This window comes from Pseudochrobactrum algeriensis, assembly GCF_018436245.1.
Taxonomy (GTDB): Bacteria; Pseudomonadota; Alphaproteobacteria; order Rhizobiales; family Rhizobiaceae; genus Pseudochrobactrum; species Pseudochrobactrum saccharolyticum.
Genome location: NZ_CP075361.1, coordinates 1,824,671 through 1,842,557, shown reverse-complemented (window position 1 = coordinate 1,842,557; position 17,887 = coordinate 1,824,671). Strand labels below are relative to the sequence as shown.

Here is a 17,887-nt window from a genome sequence, read left to right as displayed (position 1 = left end):
CAGATAATCTGAAACGGACACCGGATAAAATATGGTACGGCTCATCGGATATTTTTTCGGCATCGGAACGGTGCTGATGCTGATCGTTGCGGGAGGCGTTGCCTTCTATGTCGGCAGCATAAGCAAGGACTTGCCGGATTATGAAGTGCTGGCCAAATATGAGCCGCCGGTAACAACGCGCGTGCATGCCGCAGACGGTAGTCTGATGGCGGAATATTACAAAGAACGCCGCATGTTCCTGCCGATTCAGGCGGTTCCTGATCGCGTGAAAGCAGCCTTTGTTTCAGCGGAAGACAAGAGCTTTTATCAGCATCACGGGCTGGATTATCTCGGTCTTACCCGTGCGGTCTCCACCAATATTGTCAATAAGCTGACCGGTAATGACCGCCGCCCTGTGGGCGCGTCGACCATCACGCAGCAGGTTGCCAAAAATATGCTGCTCACTTCCGAGCAGACCTATGACCGTAAAATCAAGGAAGCGATTGTTGCGCTGCGTATGGAGCGTACTTTCAGCAAAGACCAGATTCTTGAGCTTTATCTCAATGAAATGTTCTTCGGTATGGGCGCTTACGGTATTGCCGGTGCTGCGCTGACCTATTTCGACAAGTCCGTCAATGAACTGACCATCAGCGAATCTGCCTATCTTGCAGCACTCCTCAAAGGCCCTGCCAATTATCATCCGTATCGTTATGCCCAGCGCGCGATTGAGCGCCGCAACTGGGTCATCGATCGTATGCAGGAAAACGGCTATATTTCTGTTGAGGATGCAAAAGAAGCCAAGGAAACACCGCTGGGTGTGAAGCCGCATAATGCGGATGGCCGTTTGTTTGCCAGTGAATATTTTGCTGAAGAAGTGCGTCGTCAGATTGTAACCCGTTACGGCAATGCTTCGCTGCTTGAAGGCGGGCTTTCCGTGCGCACAACGCTTGATCCGCAATTGCAGGTCATGGCGCGTAAAACATTGCATAACGGTTTCATCCGTTATGATGAGGCGCAAGGCTATCGCGGCCCTGTCAAACATCTCAATCTGAGCACAGACTGGGGTCAGGAACTGGGTGAAGTTGCCGGTCTGACCGACGTGCCGGAATGGCATCTGGCTGTTGTGCTGGATGCCACACCGGATGCGCTGGAAATCGGATTGCAGCCGGCCCGTGATCCGTCCGGTAAAATCAGTGAAGAACGGGCGACCGGCCGCGTTGCCGCTGCGGATATGAAATGGGCGATGCGCATGAATATCGGCGGCAAGCGCTCGACAGCGAAATCACCGGCAGGTGTGCTTGAGGTCGGCGATGTGATTTATGTGGAGAAAAAAGGCGAGGGCAGCGATGCTTACCGTCTGCGTCAGGTGCCGAAAATCTCCGGTGCGCTGGTTGCTATGGATCCGCATACCGGCCGCGTGCTGTCTATGGTTGGCGGCTTCTCCTATGCGCAGTCGGAGTTTAACCGCGCGACGCAGGCCTATCGTCAGCCGGGTTCGGCCTTCAAACCGTTCGTTTATGCGGCAGCACTGGATAATGGCTATACACCGGCATCCGTGGTGCTTGACGGCCCGATTTCTGTCGATCAGGGCGGTTCGCTCGGCGTCTGGAGCCCGAAAAACTATTCCGGCAAATTCTCCGGCCCTTCAACCCTGCGCTATGGTATCGAACAATCCCGTAACCTGATGACTGTGCGTCTGGCACAGGATATGGGCATGAAGACCGTTGCGGAATATGCAGAGCGTTTCGGTGTTTATGACAAGATGATGCCGGTGCTTTCCATGTCGCTTGGTGCCGGTGAAACAACTGTGCTGCGCATGGTCACCGGCTATTCGATCATGGCTAATGGCGGACGGTCGATCACGCCTTCAATGATTGACCGCGTGCAGGATCGTTACGGCAAGACTATCTTCAAGCATGATATGCGTCAGTGCCAGAACTGTAATGCGGAAGAGTGGAACAATCAGGAAGAGCCTGAGCTGGTTGACGAACGCGATCAGGTGCTTGATCCGATGACCGCCTATCAGATCACATCGATGATGGAAGGTGTTGTTCAGCGCGGTACTGCACGTATGCTGCTGAGCCTGAACCGTCCGATTGCCGGTAAAACCGGTACGACAAATGACGAAAAAGATGCGTGGTTTGTCGGTTTTACGCCGGATATGGTTGTCGGTCTGTATCTTGGTATGGATCAGCCTGCACCACTCGGCCGCGGCGGTACAGGTTCCGGCCTTGCTGTACCGGTGTTCAAGGATTTCATGACCGTGGCAATGCAGGGAGCGCCGAAAGTGGACTTCCGTGTGCCTGAAGGCATGACCATGATTGCAATCAACCGCCGTACCGGTATGCGTGCAACGCCTGGTGGTCCGGATGTGATTATGGAAGCCTTTAAACCGGGAACAGGCCCAGCTGACAGCTATTCTGTGATCGGTGCCGACAGCTTCCAGGAAGGCTCGCCGGTGCAGCCGCAATCGCCGCAGGCGAATAAGGCAATTAATTCCGGATCTGGCGGTCTTTATTAAGCCTGCCCTGAGCCTGAAATATTGACAGGCTTAAACACAATCAGCATACAGGCTTCATGAAAAATGCCTGTATGCTGATTGTATTTTAAGCTCAGGTTTGACTGAGAAATTATTAAGACTGACAAAGGAGCCGCAGCTATGCGTGCCGAGATTGAGAACTTGGTTGACGAAATCAAGCAGGCCATAAGCCTGCTGAGGAGGCATCTTTGACTGGGATCAGTCACTGAAGAAACTCGAATATCTGAACAGCCGTGCTGAAGATCCGACCCTGTGGAATGACCCGCAGGAAGCACAGAAGCTGATGCGTGAACGCCAGCAGCTGGATGACAGCATTAACAGTATTCTGGCGCTGACCCGTTCGCTCGATGACAATATCGAGCTGATCGCGATGGGTGAAGAAGAGGGCGATAAGTCCATCATCACCGATGCGGAAAACGGTATTCGCGAGATCAAGGCGGAACTCGATAAGCGTCAGATTGAAATGCTGCTCAGCGGTGAAGCTGACGGCAATGATGCTTATCTGGAAGTTCATGCCGGTGCCGGTGGTACGGAAAGTCAGGACTGGGCGTCCATTCTGCTGCGTATGTATTCGCGCTGGGGTGAGCGCGACGGCCGTAAGGTGGAAGTTCTGGAAGTTCAGGCTGGGGAAGAAGCGGGTATTAAATCCGCAACTATCCTCGTGAAAGGCCATAACAGCTACGGTATGCTGAAAACGGAATCAGGCGTGCATCGTCTGGTGCGTATTTCGCCGTTTGACTCCAATGCCCGCCGCCACACATCCTTTGCCAGTATCTGGGTCTATCCGGTGATCGACGACAATATTGAAGTCGAAGTGTCGGAATCCGATGTCCGTATTGATACTTACCGCGCCTCCGGTGCCGGTGGTCAGCACGTTAACACCACAGATTCGGCGGTTCGTATTACGCATATTGCCACCGGTATTGTGGTGCAGTGCCAGACCCAGCGTTCACAGCATAAAAACCGTGAACAGGCTTGGTCGATGCTTCGTGCGCGTCTTTACGAGGAAGAGCTGAAGAAGCGTGAAGAAGCCGCCAATGAGGTGAATTCTTCCAAGACAGATATCGGCTGGGGACACCAGATCCGCTCTTATGTCATGCAGCCTTATCAGCTTGTCAAAGACCTGCGCACCGGTGTTGAAAGCACAAGTCCGGACGATGTACTGGATGGTGATCTGGATGAGTTTATGGAAGCTGCTCTGGCGCAGCGCGTACACGGCAAGGATGCCGATGTACAGGATATTGACTGATCTGAGTTGATTGAATGAAAAAAAGCCGCCGGTGAGATGATCTTACCGGCGGCTTTTTTTATGATCGGTTATTTCGGAACCGGACCGGTGATGAAAGGATCAATTCCGGCAAAACTGGCAGCGGTGTTCAGATCAACAGCGCCTTCGTGGAATTTGGCATCATAGATCTGATCCGGCAGTGGTGGCATTGGCTGAGCGGCGACACTCTTTTCAGATTTCAGCATGGTCAGGGATGTGTCAGGCAGCGGAGCCTGAGCCGGCAGAACAGAGGCAGCCAAAGCACCGGCAATCAGCACATCTGCACTCACACTATAGCCGATGAGACCGGCAAGCAGAAAATTGCCTGCGCGGGACGGCAAACGCAGTCGCGCAACCGATGCGGATAGTGGTGAGAGATAACGGGTCATGATCTTACCTGTGACTGACATAGTCTTATCCCGTAAAGCCTGCTGTTCGTTCTGCTTTCCATTAAAGAAAAGCAGCTCTGTGATATTATCTCAGACAGATTTGCGGGTTTTGTATGGCAGAATTAACCGCCTTTACTGCCTCGCAATTACCGTCTGAGCAGATCACTTCCAGAGCGGTTCTAGTAAAGTTGAATCGTAGAACCGCTCTGTTTCATCTTTATTGCGCATTATCCAACGCAAAACCGGTTCCCACTTTTGCTGGAAATGCTGCAACTATAACAAACTGTGCGAACGGGTAAAACTGTTCTGGACTGTTGCGCAGATCATACACCGTAACAGAGTTAATAAAGGGTTTCCGTGCCGGATATTTTCGATATTCAACCGAGCTTACGGGCGGCTTCAAGCACAGCCTCGGCATGACCGGCAACTTTTACCTTGCGCCAGACCTGTGCGATTTTTCCGTCTTTGCCGATCAGGAAGGTGGAGCGCTCAATGCCCATATATTTACGGCCATACATGCTCTTTTCTACCCAGACACCATAGGCATTGCTCAGAGCTTTTTCTTCATCAGCAAGAAGCTCAATGGTGAGATCATGTTTATCGATAAATTTGTCATGCTTGCGTACGCTGTCAGGGGATACGCCGATAATGCTGACATTGATGGCATTAAATTCCGGTTTCAATGCGCTGAAGTCAATTGCCTCGCGGGTGCAGCCGCTGGTGTCGTCTTTCGGATAAAAATACAGCACATAGGCTTTGCCCTGAAGAGCAGCAGATGAGAGCGTGTCATCACCGTTTTTAGGCAGGGAAAATGCCGGAGCCGGATCACCTGCCTGCAAAGCAATTGCGGCAACATTATCTGTCGGGTTGGTCATAAGTGCGCCTTTCTTCATCCTTATGGGAGCAAGGACTGAGCGTGTTACGTTTCATCTGATCCGCGACACCCGCTCTGCCTGTTATTCATGTGAATGGTTGAGGATGTGTTCTACAATGATTCTGCACGAGGATTAATGTTGTGCCGGATAATAGAAAAACTCAAAGCATCCGGTGTCATTTTCCCGGGGGTAGGTGATTTGATTTATTTCCGCGACTTGTAATCATGTGTTGTTTCTGAAATTTTGTCAGTTAATCAGGGCTTTGAAATAACGATTCATCAATGACAGCAATCTGATCTGTTTTATATTGATGAGAAATGACAGAATTTCTTTTGAAAATTATGCAGTTCAGGTGCAGCCAATCCGGATAGTGATTTAAGTTTTTGAAAGAAAAACCAAGAAAAATCCGCTTTAACAAGCGTGACATACAGCATCTTGATCAGTATCCGTCATCCGGTGCGGGGCCTGAGAATAAAGCTGTGCTGAAAGACTGCCCTGATTATAAGACCGGCTTACATAACAGAGCAGCCCGCAAGGCAGCGCGCAGAAAGCGCAAAGGCTTTATCGCAAAATGCTGGCGCGCCTTTATCTCTGTCAGTTTTGCTTTGATTGTACTGGCAGGTATCGGTTTTCTCGTGCTGCGTACCGGTATCAGCAGCGATATGTTGCGCGATGAAGCACAGCAAAGATTGCAGGAAATCTTAGGGCCTGATGCCGGTGTGTCGATCAGCAAGGCGCTGGTTTCGCTGGATGGTAACAGACATCTGGCGATTGAAGCGCGTGATGTTGCTCTGAACAGCCGCATTCAGGATGTTTCCGTAGAAAAGCTGGGTGTTGTCAGGCTGGGGCTGGCACCTTTGCCGCTGCTGACCGGCTCAGTTCAGGTTGCCCAGATTGAAATCGGCGATGCTTTGATCCGCCTGCAAGAGGGTGAAACCAAGCCGAAACCTTTTATCCTTTTGCCGTTTAATGACAGGGGACTGGTCGATTTTGATCAGCTGTCGCGTGAAGTCTTTGCGGGTATCGATCAGACACTGGCACTGCTGGATATGCGCGGCACAAAAGCAATTGCATTGCATGATGTGACATTTGCTTTTCGCGCGATGGAGAAAGATCAGGAAATCCTGATCCGTAATGCGCAGGTCAGGCAGAACGGGCAGAAAGTTACGCTGGATGCCGAATTTGTCTGGCAGGGCAAAAGCACGGCTTTGCAGGCGGAAATGATCCGTTCCGATGATCCCGCACATGCCTCTAACTTCTCCCTGACACTGGATAATATTCCGGTCAGCCTTGGCTCGCCGGAAGAAGTCATGCCGCAAATGGGCAATGACCGGCCAAATCCGGCTTATTTCCATGTGAACAGCACGGCATCACTGGCTTTAACCGGACAGGCCTCTACCGAGGTGCAAAAGGAAATCCTCTCCGGCAAGCTGACGCTTGATGATGCTGTCGTGGATATGGGGCGTGAGCGCGGCATCAAAGGCAATATGGCACTGTCTTTTGAGCATATTGCCGGTGGGGAAAAACTTGAGATTAAGGCGCTTGATCTCAATCTTGGCGGCTTGTCCACGGTGCTTGAAGGTGCATTCGGGGTAGAGCCGGTTGCTGAAACGGAAACTGCAGCCCAGAAAATCCGCGAACAGGCAGCGCGTATTGCGAGTGGTGAAATACCAGCCGCAGGGCAGCAGACAGACACTCTGCCTGTTTTGAAGAATGCACGATCTGCGATCACGCAAACGGAGACCGATATTGCTGAGAAACCGGCTTACCGTTTTGAGCTGGTGTCCAGAAATGCCGTCAGCGCGCCGGAAAATTCTGCCGAAGCGCCTTTGCCGTTCGGCGTGAAGATTGCCGGTCGTCTGATGCAGAATGCCAGCCGCGTTGACTTCAATGATCTGAATGTCAAAACAGATTCCGGTGAGTTGTATGGACAGGGACGGATGATCTTTGGTCACGGCTCTCCGGCGATGATTTTTATGCTGCGCATACCGGGTATGCCAGTCGCACAGGCCAAGCAACTCTGGCCGCTCAATGTGGCTGACGGCGCGCGCGACTGGGTGCTGAAGAATCTGTTTGGCGGTCATATGACCGAAGGCCGGATTGATATTGCTTTGCCTGCCGGTCACTTCAACGGACCGGGGCTGCCGCCGGATTTGACAGAATCCGATATCAAGGCTGATTTCAGGGTTGAAGGCACACGTTTTGACGTGATCGGTGAGATACCGCCGGTGCGTGATGCAACGGGCACGATTGCGGTGCGCGGTGCGCATACAACCATCAAGCTTGAAAAAGGCACGGCCTTTACACCGGTTAATCGTCAGATCAATGTGGATGGCGGAACATTGTTCGTGCCTTGGGGGCGCCAGCGTCCGGTGATTGCGGATCTTGATCTGGATCTCAGCGGTGAGGCACCGGCGATCACAGAGCTTGTTGGTTATAAGCCGATCAATGCCTTGCGCAAATTGCCTTTCAGCGCTGAAGATCTCAGCGGCAATGTGAATGCGAAAGTTAAAGTGGCGTTTTCAGTTACCAAAGATGCACCAAAGGATAGTCTGAAATGGCAGGCTGATCTGGCTTTCAGCGATGTGACTTTGAAGAAACCGTTTAACGGTCAGAATGTGACGCAGGCCAAAGGTAATCTGAGCGTCAATGATGATGTGGCTAAAATCGATGCGACTGCACGGCTGAATAATATTCCGGCCAAGCTGGCACTGGTTGAGCCTTTGGCGGATACGAATATCAAGCGTCAGCAAAATATCCGGCTGGAGCTGGATGATAAAACGCGTGAAACCTATTATCCGGGGCTGAATGATATTTTTAAAGGTCCGCTGACGCTGGATCTGGGCGAGGAACAGGGTGAGATGCGCAAAATCTCCGCTGATCTCGGCAAGACACAGGTCAATCTGCCATGGCTCGGCTGGAAAAAAGGTACAGGTATTCCTGCAAAACTGACAATGGATGTGAGGTTGCCGAAGGAAGGCAAAGGGCCGGTACTGGTTCGTAACTTTGTCTTTGACGGCACCGGTTTTCATGTCAGCGGTGATCTGACGCTTGAAAACAATGAATTGCAGAGCGCTAATATCCGCAAGCTCAATCTGACGCGTAATGACGACCTCAGCCTTGAAGTGCGCAAATCCGGTAATGGCTTCCGCGCGGATGTCCGTGGTACGGCTTTTGATGCGCGGGCGCTGATCCAGCAGGCGGTTTCAGGCAATACGGATGAAAAGAAAGCCGGTCAAAGCAAAAACGGGGTGATGCCGCGCATTGTCGTCAATGCACAGATTGATGATGTGAAAGGTTTCTATGACGAGAGCCTGCGCAATGTCACCGTGTCTTATGAAACAGCAGGGGCGAAAGTCTCCGGCGTGTCACTGAATGCGGTGACCGGAAACGGCGCACAGGTCAGTGCGACATCCAGCAATCAGAAAGGTGCCAGTTCTGTGGCGCTGAGCTCGGCCAATGCCGGTGCGGTGCTGCGCTTCTTTGATTTTTACGACAAGATGCGCGGCGGCAGAATTACCGTTAATCTGACCTCGCAGGGCACGGGGCCGCTTTATGGTGCGATTGATGCCCGTGATTTCTCGGTCATTAATGAGCCGCGTCTGGATAAGCTGGTTTCTACCAGCTCCAATGGTGGCAAGAGCCTCAATCAGGCCGTGCGCGGTAATATTGATGTGACGCGGGTCGACTTTGAACGCGGATATTCGCAGATTGAAAAGGGCTCCGGTTATCTGACGCTGAAGAACGGCGTTCTTCGCGGCCCGCTGATCGGTGCTACTTTTCAGGGCATTCTCTACGACCGCAACGGCAATATGGCCGTTACCGGTACATTCATGCCTGCCTATGGTCTGAATCGTTTGTTTGGTGAAGTGCCGGTACTGGGCGCAATTCTCGGCAATGGCCGCGATCGCGGTCTGATCGGGATTACCTATAAGCTGGCAGGCAATGCCAAGCAGCCGAATATTATCGTCAATCCGATTTCTGCGATTGCGCCGGGGATTTTCCGCTCGATCTTCGAGTTTTGATTTGTAATCGGCCACAAAAAAAAGCGCGGATTACTCCGCGCTTTTTGCGTATTTGTATTATCGCTGGTTTTATTCCGGACGAACCAGAATGTGTTTTTTCTTACCCAGCGACAGCTTGATGATACCGTCTTCGGTTACGTCACCGGCAGTGATACCAGCGCGTTCATCCTGAACAGCCACATCATTGATGCGCACCGCACCGCCCTGAATATGACGGCGTGCTTCACCATTGGAAGAGGCAAGACCGGCTTTAACCAGCAGAGCCTGAATACCGAGACCGGCGGTCAGTTCATCCTTGGCAATGCTCAGACTTGGCAGATTGTCAGAAATTGCACCTTCTTCAAAAGTTTTACGTGCAGTTTCCGCAGCCTGTTCCGCAGCTTCACGGCCATGGAGCATAGCGGTGATTTCAGTGGCCAGAATTTTCTTGGTTTCGTTGATTTCCGAGCCACCAAGTGCTGCCAGACGCGCAATCTCATCCATAGGCATGGTGGTGTAAAGCTTGAGGAAGCGTTCTACGTCGGCATCTTCAGTATTACGCCAGTACTGCCAGAAGTCGTAAGCGCTCAGCATGTCAGCATTGAGCCAGACTGCGCCATTGAGCGACTTGCCCATTTTCGCACCGGAAGAGGTGGTCAGCAGCGGCGAAGTCAGCGCGTAGAGCTGCGGCGTGCCCATGCGATGGCCGAGATCAATACCATTGATGATATTGCCCCATTGGTCAGAGCCGCCCATCTGCAGGCGCATATCGTAGCGCTTGCTGAGTTCAACAAAGTCATAAGCCTGAAGGATCATGTAGTTGAATTCGAGGAAGGACAGCGACTGTTCACGATCAAGGCGGGTTTTAACCGAGTCAAAGGACAGCATGCGGTTGACGGAGAAATGACGGCCGACATCACGCAGGAACTCGAGATAGTTGAGACCTGCCAGCCAGTCGGCATTATTGACCATCAGCGCGTCGGTTTTGCCTTCGCCGAAAGTGAGGTAATTGGTGAAAACCTTTTTGATACCGGCAATATTGTCGGCAATGGTTTCAACCGTCATCAGCTTGCGGGCTTCTTCTTTAAATGACGGATCACCGACCATACCGGTGCCGCCGCCCATCAGCGCAACCGGACGGTGGCCGGTTTTCTGCATCCAGTGCAGCATCATGATCTGAATGAGGCCGCCCGCATGCAGACTGGATGCTGTCGGGTCGAAGCCAATATACGCAGTCACAGTTTCCTTGGTGAAGAGTTCATCCAGACCCGATTCATCAGAGACCTGATGAATAAAGCCACGTTCGGAAAGTGTGCGTAGAAAATCGGACTTAAAGCCGGACATTGATTTTTCCTGTCTGACAAAGGATTGTGATATGGGAAGACCCCAGAGAGCAGGCCGTGAATATTATTCCGGTGACTGACACAATCCAGCGTTTAACATTATTGCAGGGCAAATCACAATAAAGGTGTGACATCGTAAAAGGCGATTTTATCGCAAATTGCTGTCGTTTTGTGCCGTTTGTGTGGTTTATGTAACCTGCGAGTACCTGCCAACTGTACAAAACCGGAAATATTGAAAACAGAAAGACAAAGATGACTGCACTCTATCGCGCACTCGGACTGATGAGCGGCACCTCTATGGATGGCATTGATCTGGCGCTGATCAAAACAGACGGTGAGCAGGTGGTTGAGCGCATTGCTTCCGGCAGCATGAATTATTCCGATGCTTTCCGTGCCCGTCTGAAACAAGGGCTTGTTGATGCCAGAAGCATGACGCAGCGTGATGAGCGTATTGGTATTCTTGAAAAACTTGAGCATGATCTGACATTGCTGCATGCCGTTGCCGTGCAGGACTTTTTGTTCGCGCATGGTCTGAGCGCGGATGATGTTGATGTCATCGGTTTCCACGGGCAGACGGTGCTGCATCGCCCGGATGATGCGCTGACAGTACAGATCGGTGACGGGGCTTTGCTGGCACAGGAAGCCGGTATTGATGTGGTATATGATATGCGCGCTGAGGATATGCGTCATGGCGGGCAGGGTGCGCCGCTGATCCCCGCCTATCATGCGGCCTTGGCACATAATCTGGAGCAGCAGCCGGATATGCCGGTTGTCTTCGTCAATATTGGCGGGATTTCCAATCTGACCTATGTCGATGAGACAGGGCGGCTGGCAGCTTTTGACAGCGGACCCGGTAATATGCTGATCGATCAGTGGATGGAACTGCACGGGCAGGGTAGCTTTGATGCCGGTGGTGCGCTGGCATTGAGTGGTGCTGTAAATACCGAGTTGGCCGCGCATTATCTGGGTAATGCATTTTTCATCGGTAATCAGCGCCGCGCACTGGATCGCGGGGACTTTGCTGTGCCTTCAATCGGTGTTGTATCGGTTGAGGATGGTGCCCGCACATTGGCCTATGTTGCGGCGGCTTCGATCCTGCAATCAGCGTCCCATCTGCCGCAGAAGCCTCGCAGCTATGTTGTGAGTGGCGGCGGGCGCAAGAATGCAGCGATTATGGCTGAACTCTCTGCCTTGGCACAAGCTGAAGGCGCTGTGGTGATTGATGCGGATACAGCAGGGCTGGATGGTGATTCCATGGAAGCCGAGGCTTGGGGCTATCTGGCTGTGCGCAGCCTGAGAGGCTTGCCGCTGACTTATCCCTCAACAACCGGTTGCGACAAGCCGGTGAGTGGCGGGGTCTTGGTAAAGGCATAAATAAAAAAGACCGGCGATTAGCCGGTCTTTTGCTTTTGTCGATTAGCGCAGACGTTTTTGGCGAACTTCTGTCAGCTCGCCCATCAGGCGACGATCAAGATATTCCGAACATTCCGCAATCAGCTCATCACCCATGCCGGAGAAGAAGTGATTGGCACCGGCCATGGTGTTCTGCGTGATCGTGATGCCCTTCTGGGTCTTCAGTTTATCAACCAGAACCTGCACATCCTTCGGCGGTGCAACCTTATCCTGATCACCATGAATGATCAGACCCGAAGAAGGGCACGGTGCGAGGAACGAGAAATCATAGGTGTTCGGCTGCGGTGCAATCGACATGAAGCCTTCGATTTCCGGACGGCGCATCAGCAACTGCATACCAATCCACGCACCGAAAGAATAACCGGCAACCCAGCAAGTTTTGGAATCAGGATGCAGCGACTGCACCCAGTCCAGTGCGCTTGCCGCATCGGACAATTCACCCGCGCCGTGATCAAATTCACCCTGGCTGCGTCCGATTCCGCGGAAGTTAAAACGCAGAGTCGTGAAATTGCGGCTCTGGAACATGTAAAACAGATCATAAACGATCTTGTTATTCATGGTGCCGCCGAATTGCGGATGCGGGTGCAGGATGATGGCGATTGGTGCATTCTTCTCGCTTGAAGGCTGATAACGCCCTTCAAGGCGACCCGCAGGACCATTAAAGATGACTTCTGGCATATGTACTCCGCTATAACCGCCGGGTTGCGTGACCAAATGGCCGGTTCGCAACACAAGTGTCGTATTTGTTATTTATAAGCCTGATTGTTACCAATCATGACTTTACGGCTTAAATTCTGAGCAAATCCTTGACTGTTTCGCTCATAAATCTTACAACCGACTTTAGAATCTTTCAAAACTGGAGGGTGTAAAAAAACACTCATGCAGCTTAATAGTCTGCTCTGGTTTGAAATTTCAAGATAATTGCGCGTTTAACGCAAATATGGTGCTTCGCGAAAGAGTCTGCAATGCCAAAGCCGCGTATCTATTTCGATTATAATGCCAGTGCGCCGCTGAGTGAAGCAGCGCGCGAGGCTGTGGTCGCGGCATTGAATGTGACAGGTAATCCGTCTTCTGTGCATCAGGAAGGTCGTGCGGCGCGCGCGCTGGTTGAATCGGCTCGACGTGACGTGGCAGCCCTTTGCGGTGCAAAGCCGGATCATGTGTTTTTCACCTCCGGTGCAACCGAAGCAGCAAACACATTGCTGACACCGCTTTATAAGATGGGGCGCTCGGAACTGCGCCTGTCGCATCTTTATGTTTCTGCAACTGAGCATCCGTGCATGTTATCCGGCGGGCGTTTTGCTGCGGAGAATGTGACTGTGTTGCCGGTTGATCGTCAGGGCATCGTTGATCTGGATGTGCTGGAACAGGCGTTAAAAGCGCATGATAAAGCCAAAGGTCTGCCGCTGGTAGCAGTACAGTGGGCGAATAATGAGACTGGTGTTATTCAGCCGGTAGAGAAAATCGGCGCGCTGGTAAAAGCTGCGGGCGGATTCTTCATTGTGGATGCCGTGCAGGCTGCAGGGCGCATCGCGCTTGATATTGCTGCAGCCTCTGCCGACTATCTCATTCTCTCTTCGCATAAAATCGGCGGCCCTAAAGGTGTTGGTGCTGTGGTTGCGATCTCTGATCTGGTTATGCCGTCTGCGCTGGTGCGCGGTGGCGGGCAGGAGAAGGGGCATCGTGCCGGTACTGAAGCCTTGCCGCTGATCGCCGGTTTTGGTGCCGCTGCGCGTGAGGCCTTGGTTGCACAGCAGGAGGGCAGCAATCTGCCGCGCTGGTCGGATGCAATCCGCACTGTGATTGAAAGTGGTGTGCGCAGGCTGGCAGATGATGTGCTGGTGCATGGTGATGCCGTGCCGCGCCTGCCGAATACGAGTTTTATTTCTTTGCCCGGTATGAAGGCCGAGACCATGCAGATCGCTTTTGATCTGGGCGGTATTGCACTTTCTGCCGGTTCGGCCTGTTCTTCAGGTAAGGTTGGCGCAAGCCATGTGCTCGCGGCGATGGGCTATGAGGATGAATGCGGTGCATTGCGCGTCTCGACAGAAAAGTCGGCGACAATGCAGGATGCAGAAGCATTTCTGACGATTTTCGAAAGACTGGTAGCCAGACGGGATCAGACACGCAGTCAGGTTCAGGCACAGTTTTCGGGCGAATCGGAAAATAATGCCGCCTGAAAGGGCAGGTATTTCTGAATGGCCACTGTGGTTTTGCGCACAGTAATGTGATGCAAAACCGGCCGGAGTTCAAAGTCTGAGGCGGTGCTCTTTAAAACATCGCCAGCTGACAGGCTTTTACAGCGCATCAATGCGCACTATATGTTTATGACAGCAAAATGATTGCTGCCATAACGTTTTTAACTGTCGGGCCTTGACCCTGACAAGGATGGAGAACGGCGATGCCTGCAGTGCAGGAAACGATCGATCAGGTCGCCACGCTTGACGTGGACCAGTACAAATATGGTTTTGAAACAACCATCGAAATGGATAAAGCTCCGAAGGGGCTGAACGAAGATATTATCCGTTTCATTTCCGCTAAAAAAGAAGAGCCGGAATGGATGCTGGAATGGCGTCTGGACGCCTATAAGCGCTGGCTCACTATGGAAGAGCCGAAATGGGCGCGCGTCAATTATCCGGAAATTGATTTTCAGGATATCCGCTATTATGCGGCTCCTAAAAATCAGACCGGCCCTAAGTCTCTGGATGAAGTTGATCCGGAACTGCTGCGCACCTATGAAAAGCTCGGAATTCCGCTGCGTGAGCAGGAAATTCTGGCCGGTGTGCGCAAACAGGGTGAGCCGAGCGAGATTGACGGCAATCCGGCAGACAATGTTTACGCATCAGGCCGTGTAGCGGTTGATGCGGTGTTTGACAGTGTTTCCGTTGTCACCACCTTTAAGGCTGAGCTTGCCAAAGCCGGTGTGATTTTCTGCTCGATTTCGGAAGCAATCCGCGAATATCCGGAACTGGTGAAGAAATATCTGGCTTCTGTTGTGCCGGTTTCGGACAATTATTACGCCACACTCAACTCCGCTGTCTTTACGGACGGATCATTCGTCTATGTACCTAAGGGCGTTCGCTGCCCGATGGAACTGTCGACCTATTTCCGTATCAACGAAAAAGATACAGGCCAGTTCGAGCGTACACTGATTATTGCCGAAGAGGGCGCTTATGTGTCCTATCTGGAAGGCTGTACAGCACCGCAGCGTGATGAAAACCAGCTCCATGCAGCTGTTGTTGAACTGATCGCGCTTGATGATGCCGAAATCAAATATTCCACCGTCCAGAACTGGTATCCGGGCGATAAGGAAGGCAAGGGCGGTATTTATAACTTTGTGACCAAGCGCGGCGATTGCCGTGGCGACCGTTCGAAGATTTCATGGACACAGGTCGAAACCGGCTCTGCTGTCACATGGAAATACCCTTCCTGCATTCTGCGTGGTGATGATTCCCGCGGTGAGTTCTACTCGATTGCGGTATCCAACGGTTATCAGCAGATCGACAGCGGTACCAAGATGATCCATCTCGGTAAGAACACATCGAGCCGCATCATCTCGAAAGGTATTTCGGCGGGTAACTCCAACAATACCTATCGCGGTCAGGTTTCTGCCCATCGTAAAGCAACCAATGCCCGTAACTTCACCCAGTGTGACTCATTGCTGATCGGCAATGATTGCGGCGCGCATACGGTGCCTTATATCGAAGCGAAAAACTCGACTGCGCAGTTCGAGCATGAAGCAACAACCTCGAAAATCTCTGAAGACCAGCTGTTCTATGTGATGCAGCGCGGTATTCCGGAAGAAGAGGCGATTGCTCTGATCGTGAACGGCTTCGTTAAGGAAGTTATTCAGGAACTGCCGATGGAATTTGCCGTGGAAGCTCAGAAGCTTATCGGTATCTCGCTCGAAGGTTCGGTTGGTTAAACAGGGCTGGCGGAGTGCGATCTCCGCCCCTTTAATCAGCTCATTGATATTTTTCGGATCCTGAGAGATCCGGTATAAAAGGTTACACTCATGTTAGAGATCATTAATCTGCACGCCAAAATCGCTGACACGGATACAGAGATCATCCGTGGTCTGAACCTCACCGTTAAAGCCGGTGAAGTGGCTGCGATTATGGGCCCGAACGGTTCGGGTAAATCCACCCTGTCTTACATTCTGGCCGGTCGTTCAGACTATGAAGTGACATCCGGTGACATTCTGTATAACGGCGAAAGCATTCTGGAACTCGATCCTGCGGAACGTGCAGCCAAGGGCATCTTCCTTGCATTCCAGTATCCGCTGGAAATTCCGGGCGTTGCCACAATGGAATTCCTGAAAGTTGCGATGAATGCGCAGCGTAAGGCACGCGGTGAAGAAGAGCTGAAAATTCCTGAACTGCTGCGTCGCGTTAAAGAAGCTGCCGGTGGCCTGAACATGGATATGGCCATGCTGAAGCGTCCGCTTAATGTCGGTTTCTCCGGCGGTGAGAAGAAGCGTGCGGAAATTCTGCAGATGCAGCTTCTGGAACCATCACTCTGTGTTCTCGATGAAACCGACTCCGGTCTGGACATTGATGCGCTGAAGATCGTTTCCGATGGTGTGAATGCTCTGCGTTCGCCTGACCGTGCTGTGATCGTGATCACCCACTATCAGCGTCTGCTTGAATATATTGTTCCGGACAGCGTGCATGTTCTTTACAAAGGACAGGTGATCAAATCCGGTGATAAGAGCCTCGCTCTGCATCTGGAAGAAAACGGATACGCTGAAATCATCGGCGCAGCTGCTTAAAGAGAGGGATGAATATGAACGTCCATCTTCAGAAGGTCAGAACGCCGGCTGAGAGTGCATTGATTGATGCATTCGCTGTCCGCGTCGGTGATCTGCCGGGTGATACGGAAGTCGTAAGCGCCCGTGATAACGCACTGGAAGCTTTGAAAATCAATGGTCTGCCTGGCCGTCGTATTGAAAGCTGGCACTATACAGATCTGCGTACATTGCTGCGCTCGGTTGCACCGTTTGATGCGAATGTGAGCCATAAATCTGTTGCGCCGCTGCTTGACGGTTCTGCCGTGCTGACCGTTGCCAATGGTGTTGCGCAGAAGCCTGTGCAGATCGAAGGCGTGCGCGTTGAAGCGATCCGCGATATTCTGGGACAGGGCATTGCTGCCCATACTCTGAAAACCCGTGGTGATGATGATGCGATCGGCCAGATCAACGCAGCCTATGCCAGCGATGGCTGGGGTCTGTCTGTTGCTGACGGTACCGAGCTGGAGCAGGCTGTTGAGCTGCAAAATTTGCAGCCTTCCGGCCAGTCCCATGTGCGTTTTCCGGTCAAGATCGGCTCGAATGTCAAAGCGACATTTATCGAGCGCCAGATCGGCGGTGAGGCAGAGACTTTCGCAACCAGTATCGGTCATGTGACCATTGCTGATAATTCAGAAATCGTCTGGGTTATCGTGCGTGAGCATACGGATCTTTCCACGCAGTTGTCGCAGATTAATGTGACAATCGGTGAGAATTCCAAGCTGATCCTGTTCGTGATGAATGCTGGCGGCAAGCTGGTGCGTCAGGAAATCAATGTGGATGTAAAGGGCGAAGGCTCTGACTTCCAGCTTCGTACGCTCAACCTGCTTGGCGGCGAAACAGTGACTGACGTGACCATGAATGTTGGTCATCTCGTTGAAAACACCACCTCGACCGAGGTTGTGCGCAATGTGGTGACAGACAAAGCGCGCGGTATTTTTCAGGGCATGATCCGCGTTGCGCAGATCGCTCAGAAAACTGACGCGAAAATGGCCTGTAACACATTGCTGTTGTCAGATGATGCGGAATTTGCAGCCAAACCTGAGCTGGAAATCTTTGCTGATGACGTGGCCTGCGGTCACGGTGCGACTGTGCGTGAGATTGAAAAGGATCACCTTTTCTATCTGATGGCGCGCGGTGTGCCTGAAAATGCAGCCCGTGGCCTGCTGGTCAAAGCCTTTATCGCAGAAGTGATCGAAGAGCTGGAAAACGAAACCCTCGTTGAAAAGCTGGAAGATATTTTGCAGAGCTGGCTCGAAAAGCACGCTTGATGATGCAAAAAGAGCGGGAAA

The 17,887-nt window shown here is 52.1% G+C and carries 12 protein-coding genes; 8 read left to right on the top strand and 4 right to left on the bottom strand.

The features are described 5' to 3' along the window. Nucleotides 1-31 precede the first annotated feature (31 nt). Together KHQ09_RS10670 and prfB are read left to right on the top strand one after the other, a co-directional pair. Nucleotides 32-2,500, top strand: coding sequence for a penicillin-binding protein 1A (locus tag KHQ09_RS10670; RefSeq protein ID WP_022711452.1), 2,469 nt, complete (start codon nucleotides 32-34; stop codon nucleotides 2,498-2,500). A 138-nt stretch (nucleotides 2,501-2,638) separates the two neighbouring features. Further along, a protein-coding gene (prfB, locus tag KHQ09_RS10665; protein ID WP_116087919.1) for a peptide chain release factor 2 occupies nucleotides 2,639-3,767 on the top strand; the annotation gives its coding sequence in 2 pieces (ribosomal slippage) (nucleotides 2,639-2,707 and nucleotides 2,709-3,767; 1,128 coding nt in all). Between the two features lie 68 nt (nucleotides 3,768-3,835). Here prfB and KHQ09_RS10660 read toward each other — a convergent pair. Together KHQ09_RS10660 and bcp are read right to left on the bottom strand one after the other, a co-directional pair. After that, nucleotides 3,836-4,195, bottom strand: coding sequence for a hypothetical protein (locus KHQ09_RS10660; RefSeq protein ID WP_213598194.1), 360 nt, complete (start codon nucleotides 4,193-4,195; stop codon nucleotides 3,836-3,838). Nucleotides 4,196-4,551: 356 nt separating this feature from the next. Beyond that, a complete protein-coding gene (gene bcp, locus KHQ09_RS10655) occupies nucleotides 4,552-5,049 on the bottom strand; it encodes a thioredoxin-dependent thiol peroxidase (protein WP_022711449.1) in 498 nt (165 codons plus the stop codon). A gap of 383 nt (nucleotides 5,050-5,432) precedes the next feature. Here bcp and KHQ09_RS10650 point away from each other — a divergent pair, with 383 nt between their 5' ends. After that, complete coding sequence (locus tag KHQ09_RS10650; protein WP_213598192.1) at nucleotides 5,433-9,074, top strand: YhdP family protein; 3,642 nt, start codon at nucleotides 5,433-5,435, stop codon at nucleotides 9,072-9,074. A 69-nt stretch (nucleotides 9,075-9,143) separates the two neighbouring features. Here KHQ09_RS10650 and tyrS read toward each other — a convergent pair whose 3' ends face one another. Further along, on the bottom strand, nucleotides 9,144-10,397 hold the full coding sequence (tyrS, locus tag KHQ09_RS10645) for a tyrosine--tRNA ligase (protein ID WP_213598190.1): 1,254 nt from the start codon (nucleotides 10,395-10,397) through the stop codon (nucleotides 9,144-9,146). Nucleotides 10,398-10,648: 251 nt separating this feature from the next. On the opposite strand from tyrS, the gene KHQ09_RS10640 reads away from it, so the two are divergent. Next, nucleotides 10,649-11,770: an anhydro-N-acetylmuramic acid kinase gene (locus KHQ09_RS10640; RefSeq protein ID WP_213598188.1), complete on the top strand. Its 1,122-nt coding sequence runs from the start codon at nucleotides 10,649-10,651 to the stop codon at nucleotides 11,768-11,770. 42 nt (nucleotides 11,771-11,812) lie between these two features. Here KHQ09_RS10640 and KHQ09_RS10635 read toward each other — a convergent pair whose 3' ends face one another. Beyond that, nucleotides 11,813-12,487 (bottom strand): alpha/beta hydrolase, encoded by a 675-nt coding sequence (locus tag KHQ09_RS10635; protein ID WP_022711445.1) that lies wholly within the window; start codon nucleotides 12,485-12,487, stop codon nucleotides 11,813-11,815. A 287-nt stretch (nucleotides 12,488-12,774) separates the two neighbouring features. Here KHQ09_RS10635 and KHQ09_RS10630 point away from each other — a divergent pair, with 287 nt between their 5' ends. From KHQ09_RS10630 to sufD, 4 genes are all read left to right on the top strand, one after another. After that, nucleotides 12,775-13,989 carry a cysteine desulfurase family protein gene (locus KHQ09_RS10630; RefSeq protein ID WP_213598186.1) on the top strand — a complete coding sequence of 405 codons (1,215 nt, stop codon included), beginning with the start codon at nucleotides 12,775-12,777 and terminating at the stop codon, nucleotides 13,987-13,989. Between the two features lie 221 nt (nucleotides 13,990-14,210). After that, nucleotides 14,211-15,734 (top strand): Fe-S cluster assembly protein SufB, encoded by a 1,524-nt coding sequence (sufB, locus tag KHQ09_RS10625; RefSeq protein ID WP_213598184.1) that lies wholly within the window; start codon nucleotides 14,211-14,213, stop codon nucleotides 15,732-15,734. A gap of 90 nt (nucleotides 15,735-15,824) precedes the next feature. Continuing rightward, nucleotides 15,825-16,580 (top strand): Fe-S cluster assembly ATPase SufC, encoded by a 756-nt coding sequence (gene sufC, locus KHQ09_RS10620; protein WP_022711442.1) that lies wholly within the window; start codon nucleotides 15,825-15,827, stop codon nucleotides 16,578-16,580. Nucleotides 16,581-16,588: 8 nt separating this feature from the next. Next, nucleotides 16,589-17,866, top strand: a complete 1,278-nt coding sequence (gene sufD, locus KHQ09_RS10615; protein WP_374828066.1) for a Fe-S cluster assembly protein SufD — start codon at nucleotides 16,589-16,591, stop codon at nucleotides 17,864-17,866. The last annotated feature ends 21 nt before the right edge of the window (nucleotides 17,867-17,887 follow it).

What these genes read in the sequence shown, in the direction of transcription:
- KHQ09_RS10670 (WP_022711452.1), top strand. Translation starts at nt 32, where the DNA reads ATGGTACGGCTCATCGGATATTTTTTCGGCATCGGAACGGTGCTGATG.
- KHQ09_RS10660 (WP_213598194.1), bottom strand. Translation starts at nt 4,195, where the DNA reads ATGTCAGTCACAGGTAAGATCATGACCCGTTATCTCTCACCACTATCC.
- bcp (WP_022711449.1), bottom strand. Translation starts at nt 5,049, where the DNA reads ATGACCAACCCGACAGATAATGTTGCCGCAATTGCTTTGCAGGCAGGT.
- tyrS (WP_213598190.1), bottom strand. Translation starts at nt 10,397, where the DNA reads ATGTCCGGCTTTAAGTCCGATTTTCTACGCACACTTTCCGAACGTGGC.
- KHQ09_RS10640 (WP_213598188.1), top strand. Translation starts at nt 10,649, where the DNA reads ATGACTGCACTCTATCGCGCACTCGGACTGATGAGCGGCACCTCTATG.
- KHQ09_RS10635 (WP_022711445.1), bottom strand. Translation starts at nt 12,487, where the DNA reads ATGCCAGAAGTCATCTTTAATGGTCCTGCGGGTCGCCTTGAAGGGCGT.
- KHQ09_RS10630 (WP_213598186.1), top strand. Translation starts at nt 12,775, where the DNA reads ATGCCAAAGCCGCGTATCTATTTCGATTATAATGCCAGTGCGCCGCTG.
- sufB (WP_213598184.1), top strand. Translation starts at nt 14,211, where the DNA reads ATGCCTGCAGTGCAGGAAACGATCGATCAGGTCGCCACGCTTGACGTG.
- sufC (WP_022711442.1), top strand. Translation starts at nt 15,825, where the DNA reads ATGTTAGAGATCATTAATCTGCACGCCAAAATCGCTGACACGGATACA.
- sufD (WP_374828066.1), top strand. Translation starts at nt 16,589, where the DNA reads ATGAATATGAACGTCCATCTTCAGAAGGTCAGAACGCCGGCTGAGAGT.